This window comes from Eggerthella hominis, assembly GCF_014287365.1.
Taxonomy (GTDB): domain Bacteria; phylum Actinomycetota; class Coriobacteriia; order Coriobacteriales; family Eggerthellaceae; genus Eggerthella; species Eggerthella guodeyinii.
Map to the genome: position 1 here is coordinate 989737 of NZ_JACOOA010000001.1, position 23655 is coordinate 1013391.

Genomic DNA, 23655 nt, shown 5'->3' on the forward strand with positions numbered 1-23655 from the left:
AAGCGCCCCGCCGGAGGGCGGGGCGCTTCTGCGGGACGAGGGCTCGGGCCTAGAACTTGCCGAAGCGCTCGTAGCGGGCGCGCAGCAGCTCGTGCGCGGGCACGCCGCACAGCTCGTCGAGGGTGGCGCACACGTACGCGCGCACGCCCTCGGCCGCCTGCTCGGGGTTCTCGTGCGCCGGGGCCGCGCCCTCGGACAGCACGGCGTCCACGATGCCCATCTCGCACGCTTCCGCGGCGCTCATCTTCATGACGGCGGCGGCCTCGGGAGCGCGCGTGCGGTCCTTCCAGAGAATGGACGCGAAGCCCTCCGGCGACAGCACCGAGTACACCGCGTGCTCCTGCATGGCCACGCGGTCGGCCAGCGCCAGCGCCAGCGCGCCGCCCGAGCCGCCCTCGCCCAACAGCACGCTCACCACGGGCACGCGCAGGCCGGCGAGCGCCAGCAGGTTGTCGGCGATGGCGTTGCCCTGCCCGCGCTCCTCGGCTTCCATGCCGCAGAACGCGCCCTGCGTGTCCACGAGGCACACGACGGGGCGGCCGAACTTCTCGGCCTGGCGCATGAGGCGCAGGGACTTGCGGTAGCCCTCCGGCTGCGGGCAGCCGAAGTTGCGGGCGATGCGCTCGCGCAGGTCGCGGCCCTTCTCCTGGGCGATCACCGTCACCGCGCGCCCGCCGATCCAGCCGAGGCCGCACACGATGGCGCCATCGTCGCCGAACATGCGGTCGCCGTGCAGCTCGATGAAGCCGTCCACGAACGCGTCGATGTAGGCGAGCGCCGTCGGGCGATGCACGTTGCGCGCCAGCTGCACGCTCTCCCACGCGCGGTTCGACGCGGGGGCGCTCGCCTCGCGCGCCGCGGCGGACGCATCCTCCAGCGACACGCCGGCCTCCGCGTCGAAGCCGCCCGTGCTGAGCACCTTCTCGAGGCGCTTGCGCATGGAGGATCCGCGACGGTCGAAGCGCTCGGTGACGGCGGCGATGCGCCCGCGCAGTTTGCGCGAGGCCGATCCGGCGGCCCCGGCGAACGGCAGGCCGCCCACGGTCAAATCGCCGTACGTCACCGTGTTGTACGTGTCGGTGCCGCTGGCCAGGTTCTCGCGCACCGCCTCGTAGCTGACGAGGATGTCGCGGTCGCCCGGCTCGTGCAAGTCGCGCGACGCCACGGCCGTGGCCAGGTGCAGCGCCAGCAGGTGCGCCAGCGTGCTGCGCAGCTCGTCGCGCTCCACGATGGCGTCGATCAGGCCGTGCTCGAGCGCAAACTCGGCCGTCTGGAAGCCCTCGGGAAGCTCCTGCTTGATGGTGTCCTTGATGACGCGCTGGCCCGCGAAGCCGATGAGCGCGCGCGGCTCGGCCAGGATCACGTCGCCCTGCATGGCGAACGACGCGGTCACGCCGCCCGTCGTGGGGTCGGTGAGCACCGAGATGTAGGGCAGCTTCGCCTCGGCGTGGCGCTCGATCGCGCACGACACCTTCGCCATCTGCATGAGCGACACGAGGCCCTCCTGCATGCGCGCGCCGCCCGACGCGGTGAACACCACCACGGGCAGGCGCTCGTCGGTCGCGCGCTCCACGAGCCGTGCCACCTTCTCGCCCACCACCGAGCCCATCGAGCCCATGAAGAACTGCGACTCCATGATGCCGATGGCCACGCGCAGGCCGGCGATGCGGCCGACGCCGGTGCGCACGCCCTCTTCGAGGCCCGTCTTCGCGCGCTGCGCCTCCAGCTTGCCCACGTAGCCGGGGAACCCGAGCGGGTCGGTCTCGGGGACGGAGCGGTTCCACTCCACGAAGCTGTCGGCATCCAGCAAGTCGTCGATGCGCTCGCTCGAGGACATGCGCAGATACCCGCCGCAGGTGGGGCACACGTAGTGGCCGGCCGCCAGGCTGGGGCCGTCGAACTTGAGGCCGCAGTGCGGGCACGCGCGCCACGAGTCGCCGTCGATGGCGGGCTTGTCGGTGGTGCACAGCACCCAGCCCAGCAGCGGCGCATCGTTGCTGAGCGGGCGGAACACCCGCACACCGTGCGCCGCCGTGCGCGCGAGGAAGCTGTCCACCTCGGCCAGCGGCAGCGCCTCGTCGCACAGCAGCACCACCGAAGCGCCGCAGGCGTCGACGGCCGTCAGCACGGCGTGGCCGTTGCAGAACAGCGCGTCGGAGTACTTCTCGCCCAGGCTGACCGTGCGCTGGGCCAGCTTGAGGTGACTGTCGTTGCGGTGGTCCTGCGTGTACACGGCGCACGAGGCGAACCCGGCGTCGGACACGGCCTGCAGCAGGCGCTTCGCCGTCTTCGGACGCGCCATCACGAGCGCGACGGGCAAGCCGCCCGCGTCGTCGGCCACGCCCTGCGAGCGCGGGGCGGCGGTCGCCAGGCCGCGCGGCACGGCGGTGTAGTCGGCCGCATCGGCCGCATCGTGCGCGTTCGGCGCGACGGACAGCCCGGCGGCGGCCTCCTCGGCCATGCGCGTGAGGCGGTAGGCCACGTCGGCCGACTCCGGCGCCGGCGCCGCGGGGCGCGGCGCGCCCTGCGGCAGCACGGTGCCGTCGGAGCCGATGGTGATGTAGTTCTGCTTGGCACTCTTCATCGAACGACCTCTCGCCTCTTGCTCTTACGCTTCCGCTTTCGCCAGCACGTACTTCTGCGTAGCCGACGCGCACACCGTCCCGTCGACGCTCGCCTCCACCTCGGCCACACACAGGCGCGACGAGGACTTCACGATGCGCCCCTTGAGGACAAGCGTCTCGCCCGGCTCCACCTGGCGGCGGAACTTCGCGCCGTCGATGCCGGTGAGGAAGCCGATGGACCCCTCGGCGCCGCGCTCCACGAGGATGCAGAACGAGGCCGCCTGCGCGAGCGCTTCCATGATGATGACGCCCGGTAGCACAGGATGGCCGGGGAAATGGCCCGCGAACAGCGCCAGCTCGGGATCGACGTCGAGCTCGGCGGTCACCTCGACGCCCGGCTCGCACGACACGACGCGGCTCACCCAGCAGAACGGGTCGCGATGCGGCAGCACCGCTTCGACGACGTCCTTGCCGCAGGGGTACTCGATGTCCATGGTTCTCCTTTCAACGGTGCGCGCTTCGCGCGCCATGCGCCCGCAGGGCGCATAACGGCCGCGCAGGTTGGCGTAGTACGTCAGCGAGGGCGGGTGCGGTGCCCGAGATCGTGGGGAGGGCGAGGGCGAAGCGTACTGCGGTACGCGAGCTCTCGGCCTCGCCGCGAGATCGGGTGCTGCGACCGCCCGCAGCGTCGGTTCGCTCCGATGGCCGTTAGGCCGTCGGAACCTTGAACGGCGACAGAGCCAAGCTCGCGTTGTGCCCGCCGAAGCCCAGCGAGTTCGACAGCGCCACCTTCTGCGGGTACCCCGTCTTCGCCTCCGTGACGACGCTCACCGGGCACTCCGGGTCGGCCTCGGAGAAGCCGGCCGTGGGCGGCACGCAGTCGTTCATCACGGACAGCGCCGTAACGATGGCCTCGATGGCGCCCGCGGCGCCCAGCGTGTGGCCCGTCGTGCCCTTCACGGACGTGACCGGCACGGCGCGCCCGGCCTCCTCGCCGCACAGCGCCAGCAGCGCCTTGGACTCGGTGGCGTCGTTGGCGGGCGTGCCGGTGCCGTGGGCGTTCAGATGCCCCAGGTCCTCCGGCGAGAAGCCGCCCTCCTCGAGCGCCTGGCGCATGGCGCGCACCACGCCCTCGCCGCTGGGCTCGGGAGCCGTCATATGGTAGGCGTCACCGGTGGAGCCGAAGCCCGTGATCTCGGCGAGCACCGTCGCGCCGCGGCCGAGCGCGTGCTCGAGCGACTCGACGACCACGGCGCCCGCGCCCTCGCCCGCCACGAAGCCGGCGCGGCGCGCGTCGAACGGCAGCGAGGCCTGGGAGGGGTCGTCGGCCTTCGACAGCGCGCCGAGGTTCGAGAACCCGGCCAGGCAGATGGGCGACACGGACTCCTCCGAGCCGCCGGCCAGCGCCGCGTCGATGTAGCCGTGGCGGATGTCGCGCACGGCCGCGCCGATGGAGTGCGCGCCGGTTGCGCAGGCGGTCACGACGTTCAGGCACTCGCCGCGCAAGCCGTAGCGGATGGAGAGGTTGCCGGCCGCGATGTTGCCGATCATCGTGGGGATGAACAGCGGGCTCACGCGCTTCGGCCCCTTCTCGGCCAGCGTGAAGAAGCCGCTCTGCAGCTCGTCGATGCCGCCGATGCCCGTGCCGAACACGCACGCGATGCGCGTGGTGTCCTCGGCCTCGAGGTCGAGGCCCGACTGCGCCAGCGCCTCGTCGGACGCGACGATGGCGTACTGCACGAAGCGCTCGAACCGGCGCGCCTCCTTCTTCGAGATGCCGTGCTCGGCGGCGTCGAAATCGCGCACTTCCGCGGCGATGTGCACGTCGAAGTCGGTCGTGTCGAAGCGCTCGATGGGGCGGATGCAGCACGCGCGGCCCATGACCGCGTCCCACAGCGCCTCCACGCCCACGCCGGCCGGAGACACCGCGCCCATGCCGGTGATGACCACGCGATGCGTGCCGTCCGCACGGCGCGTGGCGCCCGTGCTCATGCTGTTCTCGCTCATAGCGACATACCTCCGTCGATGCAGATAACCTGTCCGGTGATGTAGCCGGCCTCCTCGCTCGCCAGGAAGCGCACGAGCTTCGCCACGTCCTCGGGATCGCCGAGGCGCTTCGAGGCGATGCGGCCCACGATGGCCTCGCGCTGCTTCTCCGACAGCGCGTCGGTCATGTCCGTGGCGATGAAGCCCGGGGCCACCGCGTTCGCCGTGATGTTGCGCGCGGCAAGCTCGCGGGCGAGGGACTTCGTAAGGCCGATGACGCCGGCCTTCGAGGCGGCGTAGTTCGCCTGGCCCGCGTTGCCGGCCACGCCCACGACGCTCGACAGGTTCACGATGCGCCCGTAGCGCTGCTTCATCATGCGCTGCGCTGCGGCCTTGCAGCAGTTGAACGTGCCCTTGAGGTTCACGTCGATCACCGCGTCGAAGTCCTCTTCCTTCATGCGGGCCACGAGGCCGTCGCGCGTGATGCCCGCGTTGTTCACGAGCACGTCGACGCGGCCGAACGCCTCGTGGGCGGCGTCGACGAGCGCGGCGGCTTCCGCGGCGTCGGCCACGTTGGCGGCCACCGCGATGGCGCGCACGCCGCAGTCGGCCTCGAGGGCGGCGGCGAATGCGCGGGCCTCGTCGAGGCCGCGCTCGCTCGAGCAGTTCACGCACACGTCGAAGCCCGCGCGCGCGAGCTCCTCGGCCACGGCGCGGCCGATGCCGCGGTTCGAGCCGGTGACGACCGCGCTTCGGCGCGGGCTTTCGGTTTCGTTGGTCATGGGAGAAAGGGCTCCTATTCGGAATCGGACGCGGCCTGCGCGGCGAGGAGCGCGTCGAAGCTCGCGCGGTCCTGGACGCAGGCGCGCGTCGCGGTCTTGTCGATGCGCTTCACGAGGTTGGCCAGCACGCCTCCGAAGCCCACTTCGACGAACGTGTCGGCGCCGGCGGCCGCGAGCGCGGCCACGCTCGCGTCGAAGCGCACGGGGCTCGTGAGATGGCGCACGAGGTTCTCGCGCGCATCGGCGGCGGACAGCGGGCGGGCCGTGACGTTGCAGACGAGCGGCACGCGCGCCTCCGAGAACTCGACGCTCTCCAGGTAGGCGGCCATCCCCTCGGCAGCCGAGGCCATGAGCGGGCTGTGGAACGCGCCCGAGGTGGCCAGGCGCGACGAGCGCTTCCCCGCCTCGGCCCACACCGCCTCGGCGCGCTCGACGGCCGCCGGCGTGCCCGCGATGACGATCTGCCCCGGGCAGTTGAAGTTCGCCGGCACGAGCACGTCGCCTTCGGCGCACTGCTCGCAGAGCGCCCGCACGCCGTCCTCGTCGGCCTTCAGCAGCGCGCTCATCGCGCCGGGATGCGCGGCGGCGGCCTCGGCCATGAGCTGGGAGCGCACCTTCACGAGCGCGAACACGGCCTCATCGGTCAGCATGCCCGACACGGCGAGCGCGCTCACCTGGCCGAGCGAGAAGCCCAGCACCGCCGCAGGCTGCACGCCGCGCGCCATGAGCGCGCGGGCGACGGCCACCGACAGCACGCACAGCGCCGGCTGGGCGTTGCGCGTGTCGTTGAGCTCGGCGGCATCGGCGTTGAGCACGAGGTCGGCCACGTCGAAGCCCAGCACCTCGGAGGCGCAGGCGAACGTCGCGCGCACCTCGGGCACGTCCATGAGGTCGGCTCCCATGCCGGGCTTCTGCGAGCCCTGGCCCGAGAACAGGAAGACGGGCGCGCCCGCGGGGATCGTCTCGATCATCGGCGGTCCCCTCTACTGCGCGCGCTCGCGGCGGGCGTTCGCGTCGGCCATCGCGGCCAAGTCGCGGCATCCGAGCGCCTCGGCTTCGGCCACCAGGGCGGCGAGCGCCTCGGCCGCCGTCGCGCGCTCGTGCACGAGCGCCGCCGACTGGCCCGCCATCATCGTGCCGTTGTCCACGTCGCCGTCGACGGCGCGCTTGAGCGAGCCCGCGTACAGGGCCTCCAGCTCGTCGCCGTTGGCCGCCATGTCGCCCTCGAGCTTGCGCACGGTGCGGGCGAACTTGTTCTTGAGGCAGCGCACGGGATGCCCGCTGCCGCGGCCCGTGACGATGGTGTCGGCGTCCTTGGCGGCGATGACCTTGTCCTTGTACGCGTCGGCGATGGTGCACTCGTCAACCGTGAGGAAGCGGGTACCCACCTGCACGCCCTCGGCGCCCAGCGCGAAGGCGGCGGCCATGCCGCGCCCGTCGGCGATGCCGCCGGCGGCAATCACGGGGATGGACACGGCGTCGCATACCGCGGGGATGAGCGCCATCGTGGTGAGCTCGCCGATGTGGCCGCCGGCCTCGGTACCCTCGGCCACCACGGCGTCGGCGCCGAGGCGCTCCATGCGCGCGGCCAGCGCGCTCGACGCCACCACGGGCACCACCTTGATGCCGGCGTCCTTCCAGAGCTGCATGTAGTTCGCAGGGGATCCCGCGCCCGTCGTGATGACGTCGACGCGCAGCTTCGCCAGAAGCTCGGCCGTCTCGCCCGCGTTCGGATCCATGAGCATGACGTTCGCGCCGATGGGCTTGTCGGTCATCGAGCGGGCGATGCGCACCTGCTCCTCCACCCACGCCAGCGGTGCGCCGCCGCACGCGATGATGCCGAGGCCGCCGGCCTCGCTCACCGCGCCGGCCAGGCTCGCGTCGGCGATGCGCGCCATCGCGCCCTGCACGACGGGCACCTCGATGCCCAGCAGTTCCGTAATCCTCGTTTTCACGGCTCAGCTCCTCAAAACGTATCCCATGCGCCCGCCGCGCGGGCTTCGGCAAAACGGGCCCCGTACGGGGCCCGGTCAACGCGTGTTACAGCGAGTCGATGTGCGCGACCAGCTGGCCCACCGTCTCGATGCCCTCGGGCTCGCCGAACTCGATGTCGCACTTCTCCTCGAGGTCGCAGATGAGCTCGACCATGTCGAGGGAGTCGATGCCGAGCGACTCGAGCGTGGCCTCCTCGGTGATCTTGTCGGCCTCGAGATCGAGGTTCTCCACGAGGACGTCCTTCACGGTGTCGATGGTAGCCATGGCCAGTTCCTTTCGCGTCGTGCAATTTAGTTTGATAATCAAAGTATTTCTACGGGAGTAATGGTATGGTGGCGGGCCTTCGATTGCAAGGGCTCCCAAGCGCCCTCCACGATTTCTGCGCGCCAGCACAACGCCCGCGGTCCGGCACGAATGTTTCACGTGAAACATTCGTTCGCGCGAACCGATGTTTCACGTGAAACATCGCACCCCTCACGCCTGCGCGTCGAAGAACGCCTTCACCTTGGACAGCGCGCCGGCGAACACGCGCTCCTCCTCCTCGGTGAGGTCGGCCAGCGCCTCGTCGATCATCTGGTGGTGGAACAGGTTGTGCGCGCGCAGCACCTGCTTGCCCTTCTTGGTGAGCGACACGAGCACCTTGCGCCGGTCGTCCTCGGCGCGCGTGCGCTCCACGAACCCCTTGTTCGCCAGCTTGCTCACCGCCGTGGTCAGCGTGGCCAGCGTCACGTTCAGGCGCGCGGCCACCACGTTCATGGGGTTGCGCTCGTGCAGGCCGATGGCCACGATGGTGTGCACCTCGGTGATGGTGAGGCCGTGCGTCAGGCGGTTGTCGAGCGACTGCTCCTCGATGCGCAGGATGGAGTTGAACGTGCCGGACAGCAAGTCGTCGATCTCCTCGCGCCGCTTGCGCGCCGCGCCGGCGCCCGTGGCGGAACCGTCCATCCTCTCCCCTCCTTCTCGCTCGTCGTTTCACGTCACCCGCATCATACCGCAATTAGTTAGATAATCAAAGTATCTTGCCGTCGGCAGCAACGGCAGCGGCGACTTCGGCGTCGTCGGCGTCGCCGTGCGGGGCGGGCGTGGGCACGAAGCGCCGCACGAACCGGCCCTGCCCCTTGCTCTTGAGGTAGCGGTACCCGATGACGGAGAACGCGAGCGCGCCGACGAAGTTCACGAACAGGTCGCTCATCGTGTCGGCCAAGCCGATGTCCAGGTACCCGCCCACGCCCAGCTCCTGGCCGTTCACCTCCACCGACGCGATGCCGTCGATGCGCTGCGGGCGCTGCGAGCCGGACGGGTCGAGCAGCGTGCTCGAGATGCTCGTCACCACGCTGTCCTTCTGCATGTCGAGCCCGAACACCTGGTCCATGCCGAACTCGAAGAACTCCCACAGCACCCCGATGGTCATGGAGAAGCAGAACGCCACCACCACGCAGAAGAACGGCGACAGCGAGAACGCGATGCGCTCGGAGCGGTTGAGGATGGACACGAGGGCGAGGCCGATGGCCGCCGCCAGAAAGCCGTTGAACGTGTGCAGCAGCGTGTCCCAGAACGGGAAGATGGTGTAGAAGTGGAACAGCTCGCCCAGTATCTCGGCGGCGAAGATGAACAGGGCGATGACCACCTCGAGCGTCTCGGGGATGGAGATGCTGAAGTTCACCTCGACGAACGTCGGCACGAAGAGCAGCACGAGCGTGAGCAGGCACAGGAAGAACGCCTCGTAGTTGCCGAACGCGAGCGCCCCCGCGGCGCAGGCGATCACGATAAGGCGCAGCACCACGTACACGGCGAACGACCCCTTGTTCTTGCGCACCTCGCGGCCCATGGCCTCGAAGACGTCGCGCACGCGTCCCATCGCACGGCCCGCTATCGCTCGGGGCGGGCGGGACGGAAGTCCAGGCGCCGCGCGCGCGGGTCGGCCGCCGTCAGCACGACGGGCAGCCGCTGTCCCAGCCGGTACGTCGTGCCCGTGTCCTGCCCGGTCAAGCGATGCTGCACCGGGTCGAGCGCGAAGTACTCGCTCCCGAGGTTCTTGCACGGGACGAGCCCCTCGGCCGTGTTGTCGAGGCGCACGTACACGCCGTACGTCGCCACGCCCGACACCACCGCGGAGAACGAACGACCTATGAACTGCTCGAGGTACTCGATCATCTTGAGCTCCTGCGACTCGCGCGCGGCCTTCTCCGCGACCCGCTCCATGTCGGAGGAGTGCTCGGCGATCCACGCGAGCGCCGATGTCTCCTGGTCGAACTTCTCCGGACGGCCGCCGATGAGGGCCTTGAGCATACGGTGCACCACGAGGTCGGGATAGCGCCTGATGGGCGACGTGAAATGCGTATAGGCATCGCTCGCCAGGCCGTAGTGCGGCGCGCAGGCGGGGCGGTACACGGCGCGCTTCATCGAGCGCAGCACGAGCGACGAGACGAGCTCGCCCTCGGGCCGGCCGGCGCTCGCCTCGAGCACGCGCTGGACGACGTGCGCCTCACCCGCGACGAAGTCCGCCTGGTCGATGTCGCCGAACCACGCGAACTCCTGGAACACCGGCACGAGCGCCGCCAGACTGTCGGCCGAAGGCTGCTCGTGGATGCGGTACAGGCTGGGGAACTTCGCGTCGCGCAGGTGCAGGGCCACCGTCTCGTTCGCGAGGATCATGGCCTCCTCGATGAGCGAGGTGGCGTCGGTCTTCGTGCGCAGGTCGATGCCCGTCGGGCGGCCTTCGTCGTCGAGGCGCACGCGCGCCTCGACCGAGTCGAAGTCGAGCCCGCCCGCCTTCTCGCGCGCGGCGAACCGCCGCTTCGCCAGGCGCGAGAGCGTCGCGAGCCGCCGCGACAGCCCGTCGTCGGCGGGCTCGTCGAGCAGCGCCTGCGCCTCTTCGTAGGCCAGGCGCGCATGAGAGCGAATGATCGCCGGGTACAGCTCGTACGCCACGAGACGCGCCTGGTCGTCGAGGTACATATCGGCGGTCATCGTGCGTCGCGCCTCGTCGGGCTTGAGCGAGCACAGATCGCCCGACAGCTCGTCGGGCAGCATGGGGATCACGCGGTCCACGAGGTACACGCTCGTGGCGCGCCTGCGCGCGTCGAGGTCGAGCGAGGAGTTCCACCCCACGTAGTGCGACACGTCGGCGATGTGCACGCCGAGACGCCACGTCGCCGCCCCGAACCCGCGCTCGTCCACGATGCGGATGCCGGTGCCCCGCTCCCGCGCCGCCTGCTCCGGGGCCGCATCGGCCTCCACGGGCTCCAGGCTGACCGCGTCGTCGAAATCGCGGGCGTCGGCCGGGTCGATGGTGAACGTGAAGCGATCCCGCAGGTCGCGGTACCCGGACGCCAGCGCGCCGGCCTCGTCGAGCACGGCGTCGCGCGCTTCGGCGAGCGCCCCCTCCGAGAACGCGGTTTCCAGCTTGTGCCGGGCGATCACCACGTCCACCGCGGCGCGCTCGTCGTCGGCGCGCCCGAGCACGTCCTCGATCACGCCCGTGGCCGCCGTGGAGCGCGAGGGGAACGTCGTGATGCGCACGCGCACGAGCGACCCGTCTTCGATGTCGGGATTGTCGGCGCGCATCGTGAAGATGTCGTAGGGGATGCGCACGTCCTCGGGCACGACCACGCCGAACGGCTCGGCCACCTCGTAGCGTCCCACGAGCGTGTCGTGGGCGCGGTCGACGACGCGCAGCACGCGAGCCGCCGGCTTCTCGCCCGCGCGCAGGTCGCCCTTGCGCTCGTGCGGCTGCTTAGCGCGCCCGCCCTGGACGGGCAGCGGCGCCACCTCCACGAGGTCGCCGTCGAAGGCGCCCGCCATCTTGGATTCCGGTACGAAGAACTCCCCTTCGGCCGTCTGCACGAAGCCGAAACCGCCTCCGCGCACGCTGAGCACGCCCCGTGGATTGCTTCGAGGGTGCCGGCGCGTATGGGAACGCGTCCGCGCCACGGCTAGCTCTTCACGAGGGACTGGGCGGTTTCGATCGCGAGCGCCTTCTGGTTGTCCTCGCCGTCGGCCAGGCCCACCATCACGTCGGGCGTGACGCCCACGCCGTCGATGTCGTGGCCGAGCGGGCTCTTGTAGTACGCCGCCGTGTAGCGCAGCGCGCCGCCGAAGCTCAGGTCGCGCGTCACCTGCACCGACCCCTTGCCGAGCGTCGTCGAGCCCACGAGCGTGGCGCGCTGGTTGTCCTGCAGCGCCGCCGCCAGCACCTCGGCCGAGGCGGCCGTCTTGCCGTTCACGAGCACGACGAGGGGCTTCTCGGTCACGTAGGGGCGCGAGGAGGTCTTGGACGTCTCCTCCGCCTTCGTCTGGATCTTCACGATGGTGCCGCTCTTCACGAACAGGCTGGCGGTGTCCACCGACTGCGTGAGGAAGCCGCCGGGGTTGTCGCGGATGTCGAGCACGAACGACGTGGCGCCCTGCGCCTCGAGATCGGTCACGGCGCTCTTCACGAGGTCGGCCGCGTTCTGCGTGATCTGCTTGAGCTTGATGTAGCCCACCGTGTCGGAAAGCTCGGTCTCCACGTTCTTCACCGCGTAGTTCGAGCACACGAGCGTCGTGGTGAACTCCTCGCCGCCCTCGTCGTCGAGGGTCTCGGCGCGCCGCCACGTGATGACGACGCTGTCGCCCTCCTCTCGCTTGAGCGCGGAGGTCACCTCGTTCGTGGTCCACTCGTGCCCGCGATCGCCGTCGATGGCCACCACGAAGTCGCCGCTGCGCACGTCGGCCATCTGGGCGGCCGAGCCTTCGAACACGTCGGCCGCGTAGGCACGGCCCTTGTACTCGGAGAACAGCACGCCGATGCCCGCCGATTGCTCGGCGCTGTCCTGCAACAGCGCCGCGTAGCGCGCGGGGTCGTAGTAGCGCAGGTAATCGTCCTCGGTGGTGTCGGACAGGGCGTTCAGCACGTTGGTCGTGGCCATGCCCAGATCGTAGGAGTCGAGGCTGTCGTTCTCGATGATGCCCTCGACCTCCTCCACGCGCGCGCCGAGGGAGTCGTAGGTGTCGCCCGACGTCGTGGAGCCCGGGTTGCGGTCGACGTCCACCACGAGCGACGTGAAGCCGAGCGATTCAAGCAGCGAAGCGTCGCCTCGCGCGGTGAAACCCGCGACGAAGGCGACGCCCACGACGATGATGACGATGCACGCCTTGATGAGGCGCATGCTGCGGGCCCGCGCTCGACGCGCGGACGCCGCAAGTTGCGAAGTGTCAGTATGCTTGGCCATGACCGTTCAACACGTTAGACCTTGAGGTAGCGGCGCATGGCGAACGCCGAGCCGAGCAGGCCGATGAACAGGCCCGCGCCGATGAGCACGGCATAGATGAACAGGAAAGTGTTCAGGCTCAGGTCGAAGTTGAGGAACATGAGCGCGCTCTGCAGCTTCGGCAGCGCGAGCGTGCGCACAAGCTCCAGGCAGCCCACCGCCAAAAGCGAGCCGATGATGGCGTGCAGCGCGCCTTCCATGAGGAAGGGCCCGCGGATGAAGCCGTTCGACGCGCCCACGAGGCGCATGATGGCGATCTCCTTGCGGCGCGCCAGGATGGCCAGGCGGATGGTGTTGTTGATGAACACCATCGCGATGAAGATGAGCAGCGCCACGAGCGCGATGCCGATGTAGCGCACGTAGTTCGTGAGCGTGAACAGGCGATCGACCGTCTGCTGGCCGTACTTGAGCGACTGCTCGACCGTATCGTACCCGATGATCTGCTGGTACGTGGTGTTGCCGCGGATCGCGGACGCCACCTGCTCCACCAGCTGCGGGTCGGACAGCTCCACGTCGATCGAGCGCGGCAACGGGTTCTGGCCGTCGAGCGTGTCGATGATGTCGGACGTCGACGTCTCGCGGAACTTCTCGAGCGCCTGCTCCTTGCTCGTGAAGCCCACCGACGCCACGCCGTCGAGCCCCTCGATGAAGTTCTCAACCGTCTGGATGTCGGCGTCGGAGGCGTCGTCGGCCACGTAGGCCGTGATGGACACCTCGTTCTCCACCGACGACACGAGCTTCTCGATGACGAAGCCGCCGACGAGGAACACGCCGATGATGAGCAGCGACAGGAAGATGGTCACGATGGACCCCAACGCCGTCGACAGGTTGCGCGTGAAGCCCTTGGCGGACTCCTTGATAAAGTAGAAGAAACTAGACATCGAAACCGTACACCCCCCGATCCTGGTCGCGGGTGAGGTGTCCGCGGTCGAGCGCGATGACGCGCCGGCGCATGTTGTCCACCATCTCGCGGTCGTGCGTCGCGACGAGCACCGTGGTGCCCGTGCGGTTGATGCGCTCGAGCAGGTCCATGATGCCGCGGGACGTCTGCGGGTCGAGGTTGCCGGTGGGCTCGTCGCACACGAGCAGCGGCGGGCGGTTCACGATGGCGCGCGCGATGGACACGCGCTGCTGCTCGCCGCCGGACAGCTGGTCAGGGCGCTTGTTGAGCTTGTCCTGCAGGCCGACGAGGCGCAGCACCTCGGGCACCTGCGTCTTGATGACGTGGCGGCTCTTGCCGATGACCTCGAGCGCGAACGCGACGTTCTCGAACACGGTCTTGTTCGGCAGGAGCTTGAAGTCCTGGAACACGCAGCCGATGTTGCGGCGCAGGTAGGGCACGCGCCAGTTGCGCATGGTGGTCAGATCCTCGTCGGCGACGTAGATGTGGCCCTGCGAGGGCTTCACCTCGCGGATGAGCATGCGGATGAACGTGGACTTGCCGGAACCGGAATGGCCCACGAGGAAGATGAACTCGCCCGCGTAGATCTGCAGCGATATGTCGTTGAGCGCCGGCTTGTTGGGCTGGGCGGGATATACCTTGGTCACGTGGTCGAACGTGATGACCGGCGTGCCTGTTTGCTGGGGAATGTCATCGACTTCCAGCACCGGCAGCGACGCAGAAAGCTGCGACGCGGTCTGCCGCGCGGGCGCCGCGTGGGCGCCGCTGCGTCGCACGGGACGCGCAGGAACCCCTTGGCTGATGTCGTTCGTCACAGAGTGCTCCGTTCGAATAGTAGGGTACTGAGACGGGTAGATTCTAACAGAAGCACTATCGGGCCATAACCTTCTTCACAGCTTCGACAATCGCCCTCGACCCCAGGTTGAAGTAGTCCAGCAGCTCCTCGAACTCGCCCGATTTGCCGAACTGATCGCGCATGCCCACGAACTCGACCGGGGCCGGATTCGTGCGCGCGAGCGCCTCGGCCACGGCCGACCCGAGGCCGCCGTACACGCTGTGCTCCTCGGCGACCACCGCGCGGCCCGTCTTCCCCACCGACGCGAGGACGGTGTCCTCGTCGAGCGGCTTCACGCTGAACGCGTCGATGACCTCCGCCTCGATGCCCTCGGCGGCCAGCGCCTCGGCGGCCTTGAGCGCCTGCTCCACCTCGACGCCGCAGGCGACGATGGTGGCGTCCGCGCCCTCGCGCAGCACGTAGGCGCGCCCGAGCTCGAGCTCCACGCCGTCGGCGTAGACGGCCGGCACCGACGCGCGGCCCATGCGCACGTACACGGGGCCCGGCGTGCTCGCCGCGAGGCGGATGGCGGCGCGGGCGGCGGCGTAGTCGGCCGGCACGAGCACGCGCATGTTCGGGAGCCCGCGCATGAGCGAGACGTCCTCGAGCATCTGGTGGCTGCCGCCGTCGGGGCCGACGGAGATGCCGGCGTGCGTGGGAGCCACCTTCACGTCGAGGTTGCTGTAGCACACGGTGTTGCGGATCTGGTCGTAGGCGCGGCCCGTGCCGAACACGGCGAACGAGCCGGTGTAGGCGATGTGGCCGGTCGCGGCGAGGCCGGCGGCCACGTCCACCATGTTCTGCTCGGCGATGCCGCAGTTGAACAGGCGGTCGGCGAAGCCCGCGTCGGCGAGCTTCTTCGTGGTGGTGGAGCCCGTCAGATCGGCGTCCACGGCCACCACGGGCAGGCCCTCGTTCGCCAGCTCGGCCAGCGTGACGCCGTACGCGGCGCGCGTGGCGCGCTTGACCTGGGACTCCGTTTCGTTTGCCAGCTTAACCACGGCTGGGCTCCTCTCCGCTCAGCGCCGCCAGCTCGGCCAGCGCGGTCTTCGTCTGCTCGGCGTTCGGCGCCTTGCCGTGCCAACCCGCCTGATTCTCCATGAACGACACGCCCTTGCCCTTCACCGTGCGCGCGATCAGCACGTGGGGCCTGCCGTCGCGGGCCGCTTTCGCCGCCGCGAGCGCCTCCACGAGCGCGGGGATGTCGTGGCCGTCCACCTCGCCCGCCTCCCAGCCGAAGGCCTGGAACTTCGCCACGAGGTCGCCCGGGTCGCACACGTCGGCCGTGTTGCCGTCGATCTGCAGGCAGTTGCGGTCCACGACGGCCACGAGGTTGTCGAGGCCCCGGTGCGCCGCGAACATGGCGGCCTCCCACACCTGGCCCTCCTGGCATTCGCCGTCGCCGAGCAGGGCGAACACGGTCTGCTCCTTGCCGTCAAGCTTGAGGCCGGCCGCGGCGCCCGCCGCGACGGACAGCCCCTGGCCGAGCGAGCCCGTGGACACCTCGACGCCGGGCACGAGGCTCGAGTCGGGGTGGCCCTGCAGGCGCGTGCCCAGCTTGCGCAGCGTGAGCAGCTCCTCGCGCGGGAAGTACCCCGCGCTCGCGAGCACCGCGTACAGCGCCGGAGCCGCATGGCCCTTCGCCAGGATGAAGCGGTCGCGCTCGTCCCAGTCGGGACGCGCGGGATCGTGCTCAAGCACGCCGCCGAAGTAGAGCGCCGCGAGGATGTCGGCGCTCGACAGCGATCCGCCCGGATGCCCGCTGCCCGCTTCCGCGATCATGCGCACGATGTCGGAGCGCATCTCGTTCGCCCGCCGTTCAAGTTCGGTCATGCTGTTTCCTTTCGCCCTTTCAATAAAGTGAACCGCAGGCCGCTTGAGGTGGTGCAGATTGCCTTGAAGGTTCCGAGGGTTTGAGCTAAGCGGCCTGGTGGGCCGCGTGCGAAAGCCCTCGGGTTCTGAAAGGCAAGATGCGCCGCCTCAAGCGGCCGTCATTGCGAAACTCGCCAACGGTGGTAGCCGATCACGAACTCGTCCAACTCCCCGCCCAGCACGGCGTCGACGTTGCCGGTCTCGATGCCGCTGCGTACGTCCTTCACCATCTGGTAGGGGTACAGCACGTAGTTGCGGATCTGGCTGCCGAACGTGTTGTCCATGCGGTCGCCGCGCAGCTCGGCCAGCTCTTCCTGGCGCTTCTGCTCCTCGCGCTCGTAGAGCTTCGCCTTGAGCACGCGGAACGCCGCTTCCTTGTTCTGCAGCTGGGATTTCTCGTTCTGGCACGTCACCACGATGTTCGTGGGGATGTGCGTGAGGCGCACGGCCGAGTCGGTGGTGTTGACGCACTGGCCGCCGGGGCCGCTCGAGCGGTACACGTCCACGCGCACGTCGGCGGGGTTGAGGTCCACCTCGATGTCGTCGGGCAGCACCGGCAGCACCTCCACGCCCGCGAACGTGGTGTGGCGGCGCTTCTTGTCGTCGGTGGGGCTGATGCGCACGAGGCGGTGCACGCCGTTCTCGCTCTTGAGCATGCCGAAGGCGTTGCGGCCCTCGATCTGGATGGTGGCCTTGTCCAGCCCGATGCCCTCGCCGGGCACCACGTCGAGCACGGTGACCTTCCAGTCCTTCTTCTCGGCGTAGCGCACGTACATGCGGTAGAGCATGTCGGTCCAGTCCTGGGCCTCGAGGCCGCCGGAGCCGGGATGCACCGTGAGGATGGCGTCGCCGCCGTCGAAGCGCTCCGAGAACCACGAGTTGATCTCGAGCGCGTCGAGCAGCCCGTCGAGCTTGTCGAGGGCCGCGGAGGCCTCCTCGGCGAACAGCTCGTCCTCGGACGCGAGGTCGAACGCGGCGCGCGCGTCCTCGAGCAGCGCGGCCGCGTCCTGGTACTCGGCGATGGTGTCGCGCAGCACGCTGGCCTGCTTCGACACGCTCTGCGCGTGCGTCGCGTCGTCCCAGAAGCCGGGACGCGCGATCTCCTCGTCGAGCTTCGCCAGCTCGACCGCGCGCTCTTCGATGTGCAGGTAGCCGTGCGCCGCCTCGACGCGCTGCGCTACCTGCTCCAAGTCTTTTTCGTCTCTGTCAGCCATGATTCCTTATTGATCTCGTCCGTGGCACTTCTTGTACTTGAGGCCCGAGCCGCAGGGGCACGGGTCGTTGCGTCCCACGTTGGCGAAGGGATCGTCCTTGTCCTTCGTGTACGTCTGGGGCTTCGCCGCCGCCGGCTTGGGCGGGGTCGCCGGGGCGCCGCTCGGCGACGCCGCCGACGCGGCCGCCTGCTTGCGCGCGGCGCCGACGCCCGTCTGCTCGAGCGCCTGCTCGGGAGACGAGTAGCTCACCTTGCCGTCGAGCGGGCTCTTCTCCTCGACCAGCGCCGGCTGCTCCTGCTTCACGGCCACCTGCAGGCGCAAGAGCGTGCGCAGGTAGTCCTCGTACATGCCCGCGGTCAGGCTCTGGAACGCGTTGTAGGCCTCGTTCTTGTACTCGACGAGCGGGTCGCGCTGGCCGAACGCGCGCAGGCCGATGCCGGCCTTGAGGTAGTCCATCTCCTGGAGGTGGGCCATCCAGCGCGTGTCGATCATGCGCAGCATGACCTGGCCTTCCAGCATCTTCATCACCGGCTCGCCCAGCTGTTCGGACTTTTCGGCGAACACGTTCTCCAGATACTCCTCCAGCGCTTCGGACAGCACCGCGGGGTCGTCGTCGTGATCGACCTCGGCCACGCTGAAGTCGTCGCGGCCCGTCATGTTCGCGGCCCACAGCTCCACGGCCTTGGCGTCCCAGTCGTCGCTCGGCACCTTGGCCGGGCAGTTCTCCTCGACGACGGCCTCCACCGCGTCGTTGACGATCTCGGGGATGCGCTCGTCCATGTCCTTGCCGTCGAGGATGGCGTTGCGCTCGCTGTAGATGGCGACGCGCTGCAGGTTCATGACGTCGTCGTACTCGAGGACGTTCTTACGGGCGGCGAAGTGCATGCTCTCCACCTGGCGCTGGGCGCCTTCGATGGCCTTCGACACCATGCCGGCCTGGATGGGCATGTCCTCGGGCATGTCGGTCTTCTCCATCATGCGGGCGATGGAGTCCATGCGGTTGCCGCCGAACAGGCGCATGAGGTCGTCTTCGAGCGACAGGTAGAACTGCGTCACGCCGGGGTCGCCCTGGCGGCCGGCGCGGCCGCGCAGCTGGTTGTCGATACGGCGCGACTCGTGGCGCTCGGTGCCGATGACCGTGAGGCCGCCGGCGTCGATGACCTGGTCGTGCTCCTCGCCGCACACGCGCTTCGCCTCGGCGAGCGCCGAGGCGCGATCGGCCGCGGAGGGAGCGGGCGCATGGCCCTCCTCCACCTCGTCGCCCTCCTGCAGCTCGGGGTCGAACCCGCGCTCGCGCAGCACGTCGTCGGCCAGCACGTCGGGGTTGCCGCCCAAGAGGATGTCGGTGCCGCGGCCTGCCATGTTCGTGGCGATGGTGACGGCGCCCACGCGGCCGGCCTGCGCGATGATGTGCGCCTCGCGCTCGTGGTTCTTCGCGTTGAGGGTCTCGTGCTTGATGCCGCGCTTGTCGAGCAAACGCGACAGCTTCTCGGAGCTCTCGATGGACACCGTGCCGATGAGGCAGGGCTGGCCGGCCCTGTTGCGCTCGGCCACGTCGTCGGCCACGGCGTTGAACTTCGCCTCCACCGTGCGGTAGATGAGGTCGTCCTCGTCCTTACGCGCCACCGGGCGGTTCGGCGGGATGGCCACGACCGGCAGCTTGTAGATCTCGCGGAACTCGGCGTCCTCGGTCATGGCCGTGCCGGTCATGCCGGAGAGCTTCTCGTACAGGCGGAAGTAGTTCTGCAGCGTGATGGTGGCCAGCGTCTGGTTCTCCTCGCGCACGAGCACGCGCTCTTTCGCCTCGAGCGCCTGGTGCAGGCCCTCGGAGTAGCGGCGGCCTTCCATGATGCGGCCGGTGAACTCGTCGACGATCTTCACCTCGCCGTTCACCACGACGTAGTCCACGTCGCGGTGGAACAGGAACTGCGCCTTCAAAGCCTGCTGCAGGTGGTTCGGCAGCTGGCCGGACGGGTCGGCGTAGATGTCGTCGATGCCGAGCATGGCCTCGATCTTCTCCAGGCCGCTCTCGGTGGCGTTGATGGTCTTCTTCGCCTCGTCCATGTCGAAGTCGAGCTCGGGCGTGAGGCCCACCATGACGCGGGCGAACTTGTTGTACGTCTCGGCCGCCTGCGTGCCCGCGCCCGAGATGATGAGCGGCGTGCGGGCCTCGTCGATGAGGATGGAGTCCACCTCGTCGACGATGGCGAAGTGATGGCCGCGCTGCACGCGGGACTCGGCGCGCGTCACCATGTTGTCGCGCAGGTAGTCGAAGCCGAACTCCGAGTTCGTGCCGTACGTGACGTCGGCTTTGTACGCGGGGATCTTCTTGTCGGGGCGCATGCCGTTCTGGATGAGGCCCACGTCCATGCCGAGGAAGCGGTACACCTGGCCCATCCACTCGCTGTCGCGCTTCGCCAGGTAGTCGTTGACGGTGACCACGTGCACGTTGTGCCCGGGCAGCGCGTTCAGGTAGCCGGCCAGCGTGGAGACGAGCGTCTTGCCCTCGCCGGTCTTCATCTCGGCGATCTGCCCGTCGTTCAAGGCCATGCCGCCGATGAGCTGGACGTCGAAGTGACGCAAGCCCAGCGTGCGCACCGAGGCCTCGCGCACGGCGGCGAAGGCTTCGGGCAAGAGGCTCTTGAGGTCCTCGCCGCCCGCGGCCCGCTCGCGGAACGCGGCGGTGAGAGCGCGCAGCTCCTCGTCGGAGCGTGCCTGCATCTCGGGTTCGAGGCTGTTGATCTTGCTTGCGGTGGCTTCGTAGGTCTTGAGCTGCTTGCCCTCGCCAAGCGTGAGGAGCTTGGAAAGAAATCCTGCCATGTATGCGCCATCCTTTTCGTGGCTTGCAGCGCGGCGATGCGCGCTTATTCACTCGAATACAGCACTTGCTACTCTAGCATATCGTGCCTGACCTCAAAGGAAATTCACAGGGCACGCAAGGGGTTTGTGCACGAGGCGACGGGCCGGAAACGCGCCCGCGCGCCGCCGGCCCGTCGCGCGGCGCGCTCAGGCGGTGCGGCGCGCCTCCTCGTCGAGGCGCTCGGCGAGCCACATCTTGATGACCGCCTGCCGCCCGATGCCCACCCGCTTCGCCTCCTTGTCGAGCGCCTCCACCATCCACAGCGGCATGTCGACGTTGACGCGCTTCGTCTCCGTTCTCCCTTCGACGACGGCACCGGAGTCGAAATCGAAGAACTCGGTAACGTCCCGACCCTCGTCGAACAGCTCCTCGAGATTCTCAGAGGTTATTTTTTCGTTGTTCATAGCGAATCCTCTCCTGCTCCGTCGCGCGCCTGACCGAGATGATGCGGATGCGGCCGCCCCGATCGGTCGCGATCGCCGTCCAATGCACGCCGCGCAGCACGCCGACCACCGCGTACCGTCGCTCGCCTTTCTTGCGAGCGGGAGCTTTGAGATAGACGCCTTCCCAAAGCCGCTGCGCCTCATCGAAGTCGATGCCGTGCTTTTCCAGGTTCGCCGCGCTTTTCACCGGATCATACTCGAACGTCAATATAGTACCTAATGATATAGTTATTATATCCATACTATACCCTTTCTGCAACGTTATCGCCCTACCGTCTCGATTCCGTTCACCGCTCGTCACTCGAAGTCCGTTTCGGTTTCGATGATGCCGCGGTAGAGGCGCACCGTTTCGACCGAGGGGTCGATGCCGAGCTCGTCGGCCAGGAAGCGGCGGCAGGAGAAGTAGGTGTCGAGGGCGGCCGTGCGTTGGCCCGACGCCAGCTGGGCGTGCATGAGGCAGGTGTAGGCATCCTCGCGCGAGCGGTCGCGCTGGAGCGCGGCGCGGGCGAACCAGAGCCCCTCCTGCACCTCGCCCGCCGCCACGAGGCGCGTCGAGGCCGCCACGAGCGCGTCCACGAGGCGGTTGCGGTAGTCCACGCGCAGGGAGGCGATGGCGTCGTTGCCGTTCTCGCTGGGCAGCAGATCGTCGGAGAACCGGTCGTTCACCTGCGAGTACACTTGAGCCCAACCGCCGTAGCCCGGGCGCTCGAACAACAGCGTGCGGCACACGTCCTCAAGCTGGGCCACGTCGCTGGCCAGCAGGCTCGCGTCGAGGCGCAGCCCCTGCTGCTGGCGGATGAGGTAGGGGCAGTCGCCCGAGGGCGTGGACAGGGCGCGGCGCAGCATGGCCCAGATGCCGTAGAAGTTCTTGCGCCCGGGCATGAGCTCGCCGTCGGGCCACAAGAGTCCCACCAGCTTGTCGCGCGAGAACTCGCGGCCGTTGTGAAGCACGAGCAGGGCGAGCAGCGTCTTCACCTTCTGGCGGCTGAAGCGCGAGGGGTCCACGCGCTCGTCGCCCATGAGCACGTCGAGGCCGCCGAACAGGTTGACGGTGAGCACGGGCGCGGCGCTCGGCAGCTTCGACAGGCGCTTCCCGCGGCCCTCGTCGCGGTACGCGTCGGGATGGGTGGCGACGAAGACGCGCTCGCGCTCGAAGCGCTCCCGCTCGAGACGCTCGCAGGCGGCGCGCTGGGAGAACAAGGTCATCTCCATCCGCCGCACGGCGAGCGACGCCTGGGCGTCGAGGGCCGGGATGGTGAGCACGCCCTGCTCGCAGGCGCGTTCGTAGGCGATGCCGGCCAGGGCGTCGCCGAGACCGAGCGCGCCGCGGCTCGCCTGGGACACCCGCTTGCGCACGAGGGCGCCGAGGCGGTCGAGTTCGGACGACCGGGCGTCCTCGGGCCCCGCGACCGTCGCCTGGCGCAGCACCTCGGCGGCGGACTGCTTGAGGAAGCCGCCGCGCGCGCCGCGGTCGTACCAGTCGAGCCACACGTGCGCGGCTTCGGGACAGCTCGCCCGCCTGAGCTGCGCGTGCACGCACCCCGAGGCCAGCCACCCCTGCTCTTCCACCGCCTTCGCGCATCCGGCCGCGCGATGCGCGTCGGCGACGTGCGTGACGCCCGCCGCCGCCAGCAGCGCCGTCGCGAGCTTGTCGGCCCGCCGCCGCTCGTCGGATTCCGCGCACTGCGCGAGCACGAGCGCGCCCGCCATCCGCGCGGCGGGGGCGGCCCCCTTGTCGCGCACCGCCTTGCGCGCGGCCGCGCAGGCCGCCGCGCGATCCCCCAAGAACGCGCGGCGAACCGCCTCGTGGGCGCTGAGCACCGCGCCCTTCCCCGCCGTCTCCCCCGACAGGGACCGATGAACCTCGCAGGCCGGCACGAGGCACGCGGCGTCGAACAGCGCGCGGCCGTGCGTCGCAAGCCAGGTCGCGCGTGGGCCGCGCGCCGCCAGCAGCCGCACGAGGTCGCAGGCGCGCTCGTGCGCGCCGCGCGCCACGAGCGCATCGCCCAGGCGCACGACGAGCGTGCTCGCATCGGGGAACAGCGACCGATCGGCCAGCGCGCCCAGCTTGCGCGCGAAGGCGTCCGCGAGCGCATCCGCCTCGAACGGCGCGGCCTCGAACCGCCCGCGCCGGGACTCGATGCCGAGGTAGGGGTACTGCTCGGCGAGCAGCCCCTCCTGATCGGCGCCGAACGGGCCGAACGCCGCGACGTCCTCGAGCGTCCCCCGCTCGAGCGCCGCCATCACGAACAGCGGCAGCAGCAGGTCGGCGGGAAGCTCCTCGCGCAGCGCGCTGACCAGGAACCCCGCGCGCTCCTCCTCCGAGCCCCACACGAGGCCCGCGACGCGGCAGGCGCGCGGAATCGCCTGCGCCGGATCGGCCGAGCGCTCCCCCGGCGTGCGGAGCAGGTCGAGCTCCGCATCGGCGAGCAGCAGGTCGGCAGCTGCGAGCTTGATGCGGTCGCGATGGCGCGCGAAGGCGTCGCGCGACGGCATGCAGGTGACCATCACCTCGCAGTCGCGGTCGAGCAGCAGGTCGAGCTCGTCCGACAGCAGCTCCGCGCGCTCCGGGTCGAGCGGGGGCACGTCGTCGATGACGACGAGGAACGGCTGCGCGTCGTCGTCCAGCAGCGTGCGGGCGATGACGCCGCGGTCGAGGTCGCGCAGGAAGCACGGGCTGCGGCCGTCGAGCCAGACCACGTGCTCGAACGAGAACACGGTGTCGGCGTACTCCATCGCCAGGCCCGTCTTGCCGAACCCGTCGGGCGCGACGATGAACCGCGCGACGTGCCGCTCGCGCAGCAGCTTCGCGATGAGGTCGGGGCGGGGGATCTGGCGGCGCGAGGCGAGATGGAGCGGGCGACGTCCGCGGCACGACGCTTTCTTGAGGAATTCCGGCATGCGATTCACTCCCTTCTTCGAGGGAGCGCGTAGCGAGAGCGGGATAGTCA

The 23655-nt window shown here is 69.5% G+C and carries 20 protein-coding genes; all 20 read right to left on the reverse strand.

All coding sequences use genetic code 11. The annotated features are described in order from the left end of the window. Window positions 1-49: 49 nt before the first annotated feature. Complete coding sequence (locus tag H8S61_RS04325; RefSeq protein WP_186938054.1) at window positions 50-2584, reverse strand: acetyl-CoA carboxylase carboxyltransferase subunit alpha; 2535 nt, start codon at window positions 2582-2584, stop codon at window positions 50-52. Between the two features lie 24 nt (window positions 2585-2608). Continuing rightward, the gene (fabZ, locus tag H8S61_RS04330) at window positions 2609-3058 is read right to left on the reverse strand and encodes a 3-hydroxyacyl-ACP dehydratase FabZ (RefSeq protein ID WP_186938055.1); all 450 of its coding nucleotides are present in this window, start codon (window positions 3056-3058) and stop codon (window positions 2609-2611) included. Between the two features lie 214 nt (window positions 3059-3272). Further along, window positions 3273-4571 (reverse strand): beta-ketoacyl-ACP synthase II, encoded by a 1299-nt coding sequence (gene fabF, locus H8S61_RS04335; protein WP_186938056.1) that lies wholly within the window; start codon window positions 4569-4571, stop codon window positions 3273-3275. Continuing rightward, window positions 4568-5332: a 3-oxoacyl-[acyl-carrier-protein] reductase gene (gene fabG, locus H8S61_RS04340; RefSeq protein WP_154334419.1), complete on the reverse strand. Its 765-nt coding sequence runs from the start codon at window positions 5330-5332 to the stop codon at window positions 4568-4570. The genes fabF and fabG overlap by 4 nt, the downstream gene beginning before the upstream one ends. 14 nt (window positions 5333-5346) lie before the next feature. Then, entirely contained in the window at window positions 5347-6303 is a 957-nt protein-coding gene (gene fabD / locus H8S61_RS04345; protein ID WP_186938057.1) for an ACP S-malonyltransferase, read from the reverse strand. A gap of 12 nt (window positions 6304-6315) precedes the next feature. Further along, a complete protein-coding gene (locus tag H8S61_RS04350; RefSeq protein WP_186938058.1) occupies window positions 6316-7287 on the reverse strand; it encodes a nitronate monooxygenase in 972 nt (323 codons plus the stop codon). 85 nt (window positions 7288-7372) lie between these two features. Further along, window positions 7373-7591 (reverse strand): acyl carrier protein, encoded by a 219-nt coding sequence (locus H8S61_RS04355; RefSeq protein WP_154334421.1) that lies wholly within the window; start codon window positions 7589-7591, stop codon window positions 7373-7375. 210 nt (window positions 7592-7801) lie between these two features. After that, window positions 7802-8272: a MarR family winged helix-turn-helix transcriptional regulator gene (locus H8S61_RS04360; protein ID WP_154334422.1), complete on the reverse strand. Its 471-nt coding sequence runs from the start codon at window positions 8270-8272 to the stop codon at window positions 7802-7804. Window positions 8273-8336: 64 nt separating this feature from the next. Next, window positions 8337-9185, reverse strand: coding sequence for a DUF2238 domain-containing protein (locus H8S61_RS04365; protein WP_186938059.1), 849 nt, complete (start codon window positions 9183-9185; stop codon window positions 8337-8339). An 11-nt stretch (window positions 9186-9196) separates the two neighbouring features. Continuing rightward, entirely contained in the window at window positions 9197-11260 is a 2064-nt protein-coding gene (rnr, locus tag H8S61_RS04370; RefSeq protein WP_186938060.1) for a ribonuclease R, read from the reverse strand. Between the two features lie 2 nt (window positions 11261-11262). Beyond that, entirely contained in the window at window positions 11263-12540 is a 1278-nt protein-coding gene (locus H8S61_RS04375) for a S41 family peptidase (RefSeq protein WP_160943341.1), read from the reverse strand. Between the two features lie 14 nt (window positions 12541-12554). Continuing rightward, entirely contained in the window at window positions 12555-13460 is a 906-nt protein-coding gene (ftsX, locus tag H8S61_RS04380) for a permease-like cell division protein FtsX (RefSeq protein WP_160943340.1), read from the reverse strand. Further along, on the reverse strand, window positions 13453-14295 hold the full coding sequence (gene ftsE / locus H8S61_RS04385; protein WP_160943339.1) for a cell division ATP-binding protein FtsE: 843 nt from the start codon (window positions 14293-14295) through the stop codon (window positions 13453-13455). The genes ftsX and ftsE overlap by 8 nt, the downstream gene beginning before the upstream one ends. Before the next feature lie 55 nt (window positions 14296-14350). Next, on the reverse strand, window positions 14351-15316 hold the full coding sequence (locus H8S61_RS04390; RefSeq protein ID WP_160943338.1) for a transketolase family protein: 966 nt from the start codon (window positions 15314-15316) through the stop codon (window positions 14351-14353). Next, on the reverse strand, window positions 15309-16148 hold the full coding sequence (locus H8S61_RS04395) for a transketolase (protein ID WP_160943337.1): 840 nt from the start codon (window positions 16146-16148) through the stop codon (window positions 15309-15311). The genes H8S61_RS04390 and H8S61_RS04395 overlap by 8 nt, the downstream gene beginning before the upstream one ends. Before the next feature lie 158 nt (window positions 16149-16306). Next, the gene (gene prfB, locus H8S61_RS04400) at window positions 16307-17401 is read right to left on the reverse strand and encodes a peptide chain release factor 2 (RefSeq protein ID WP_186938061.1); all 1095 of its coding nucleotides are present in this window, start codon (window positions 17399-17401) and stop codon (window positions 16307-16309) included. A gap of 6 nt (window positions 17402-17407) precedes the next feature. Next, window positions 17408-20221 carry a preprotein translocase subunit SecA gene (gene secA / locus H8S61_RS04405; protein ID WP_186938062.1) on the reverse strand — a complete coding sequence of 938 codons (2814 nt, stop codon included), beginning with the start codon at window positions 20219-20221 and terminating at the stop codon, window positions 17408-17410. Between the two features lie 186 nt (window positions 20222-20407). Further along, entirely contained in the window at window positions 20408-20665 is a 258-nt protein-coding gene (brnA, locus tag H8S61_RS04410) for a type II toxin-antitoxin system BrnA family antitoxin (protein WP_160943334.1), read from the reverse strand. Beyond that, entirely contained in the window at window positions 20640-20912 is a 273-nt protein-coding gene (locus H8S61_RS04415; RefSeq protein WP_255466417.1) for a BrnT family toxin, read from the reverse strand. Before H8S61_RS04415 ends, brnA begins: the two co-directional genes overlap by 26 nt. A gap of 89 nt (window positions 20913-21001) precedes the next feature. After that, a complete protein-coding gene (locus H8S61_RS04420) occupies window positions 21002-23605 on the reverse strand; it encodes an AfsR/SARP family transcriptional regulator (RefSeq protein WP_186938064.1) in 2604 nt (867 codons plus the stop codon). Between the last annotated feature and the right edge of the window lie 50 nt (window positions 23606-23655).

What these genes read in the sequence shown, in the direction of transcription:
- H8S61_RS04325 (WP_186938054.1), bottom strand. Translation starts at nt 2,584, where the DNA reads ATGAAGAGTGCCAAGCAGAACTACATCACCATCGGCTCCGACGGCACC.
- fabZ (WP_186938055.1), bottom strand. Translation starts at nt 3,058, where the DNA reads ATGGACATCGAGTACCCCTGCGGCAAGGACGTCGTCGAAGCGGTGCTG.
- fabF (WP_186938056.1), bottom strand. Translation starts at nt 4,571, where the DNA reads ATGAGCGAGAACAGCATGAGCACGGGCGCCACGCGCCGTGCGGACGGC.
- fabG (WP_154334419.1), bottom strand. Translation starts at nt 5,332, where the DNA reads ATGACCAACGAAACCGAAAGCCCGCGCCGAAGCGCGGTCGTCACCGGC.
- fabD (WP_186938057.1), bottom strand. Translation starts at nt 6,303, where the DNA reads ATGATCGAGACGATCCCCGCGGGCGCGCCCGTCTTCCTGTTCTCGGGC.
- H8S61_RS04355 (WP_154334421.1), bottom strand. Translation starts at nt 7,591, where the DNA reads ATGGCTACCATCGACACCGTGAAGGACGTCCTCGTGGAGAACCTCGAT.
- H8S61_RS04360 (WP_154334422.1), bottom strand. Translation starts at nt 8,272, where the DNA reads ATGGACGGTTCCGCCACGGGCGCCGGCGCGGCGCGCAAGCGGCGCGAG.
- H8S61_RS04365 (WP_186938059.1), bottom strand. Translation starts at nt 9,185, where the DNA reads ATGGGACGCGTGCGCGACGTCTTCGAGGCCATGGGCCGCGAGGTGCGC.
- H8S61_RS04375 (WP_160943341.1), bottom strand. Translation starts at nt 12,540, where the DNA reads ATGGCCAAGCATACTGACACTTCGCAACTTGCGGCGTCCGCGCGTCGA.
- ftsX (WP_160943340.1), bottom strand. Translation starts at nt 13,460, where the DNA reads ATGTCTAGTTTCTTCTACTTTATCAAGGAGTCCGCCAAGGGCTTCACG.
- H8S61_RS04395 (WP_160943337.1), bottom strand. Translation starts at nt 16,148, where the DNA reads ATGACCGAACTTGAACGGCGGGCGAACGAGATGCGCTCCGACATCGTG.
- prfB (WP_186938061.1), bottom strand. Translation starts at nt 17,401, where the DNA reads ATGGCTGACAGAGACGAAAAAGACTTGGAGCAGGTAGCGCAGCGCGTC.
- secA (WP_186938062.1), bottom strand. Translation starts at nt 20,221, where the DNA reads ATGGCAGGATTTCTTTCCAAGCTCCTCACGCTTGGCGAGGGCAAGCAG.
- brnA (WP_160943334.1), bottom strand. Translation starts at nt 20,665, where the DNA reads ATGAACAACGAAAAAATAACCTCTGAGAATCTCGAGGAGCTGTTCGAC.
- H8S61_RS04420 (WP_186938064.1), bottom strand. Translation starts at nt 23,605, where the DNA reads ATGCCGGAATTCCTCAAGAAAGCGTCGTGCCGCGGACGTCGCCCGCTC.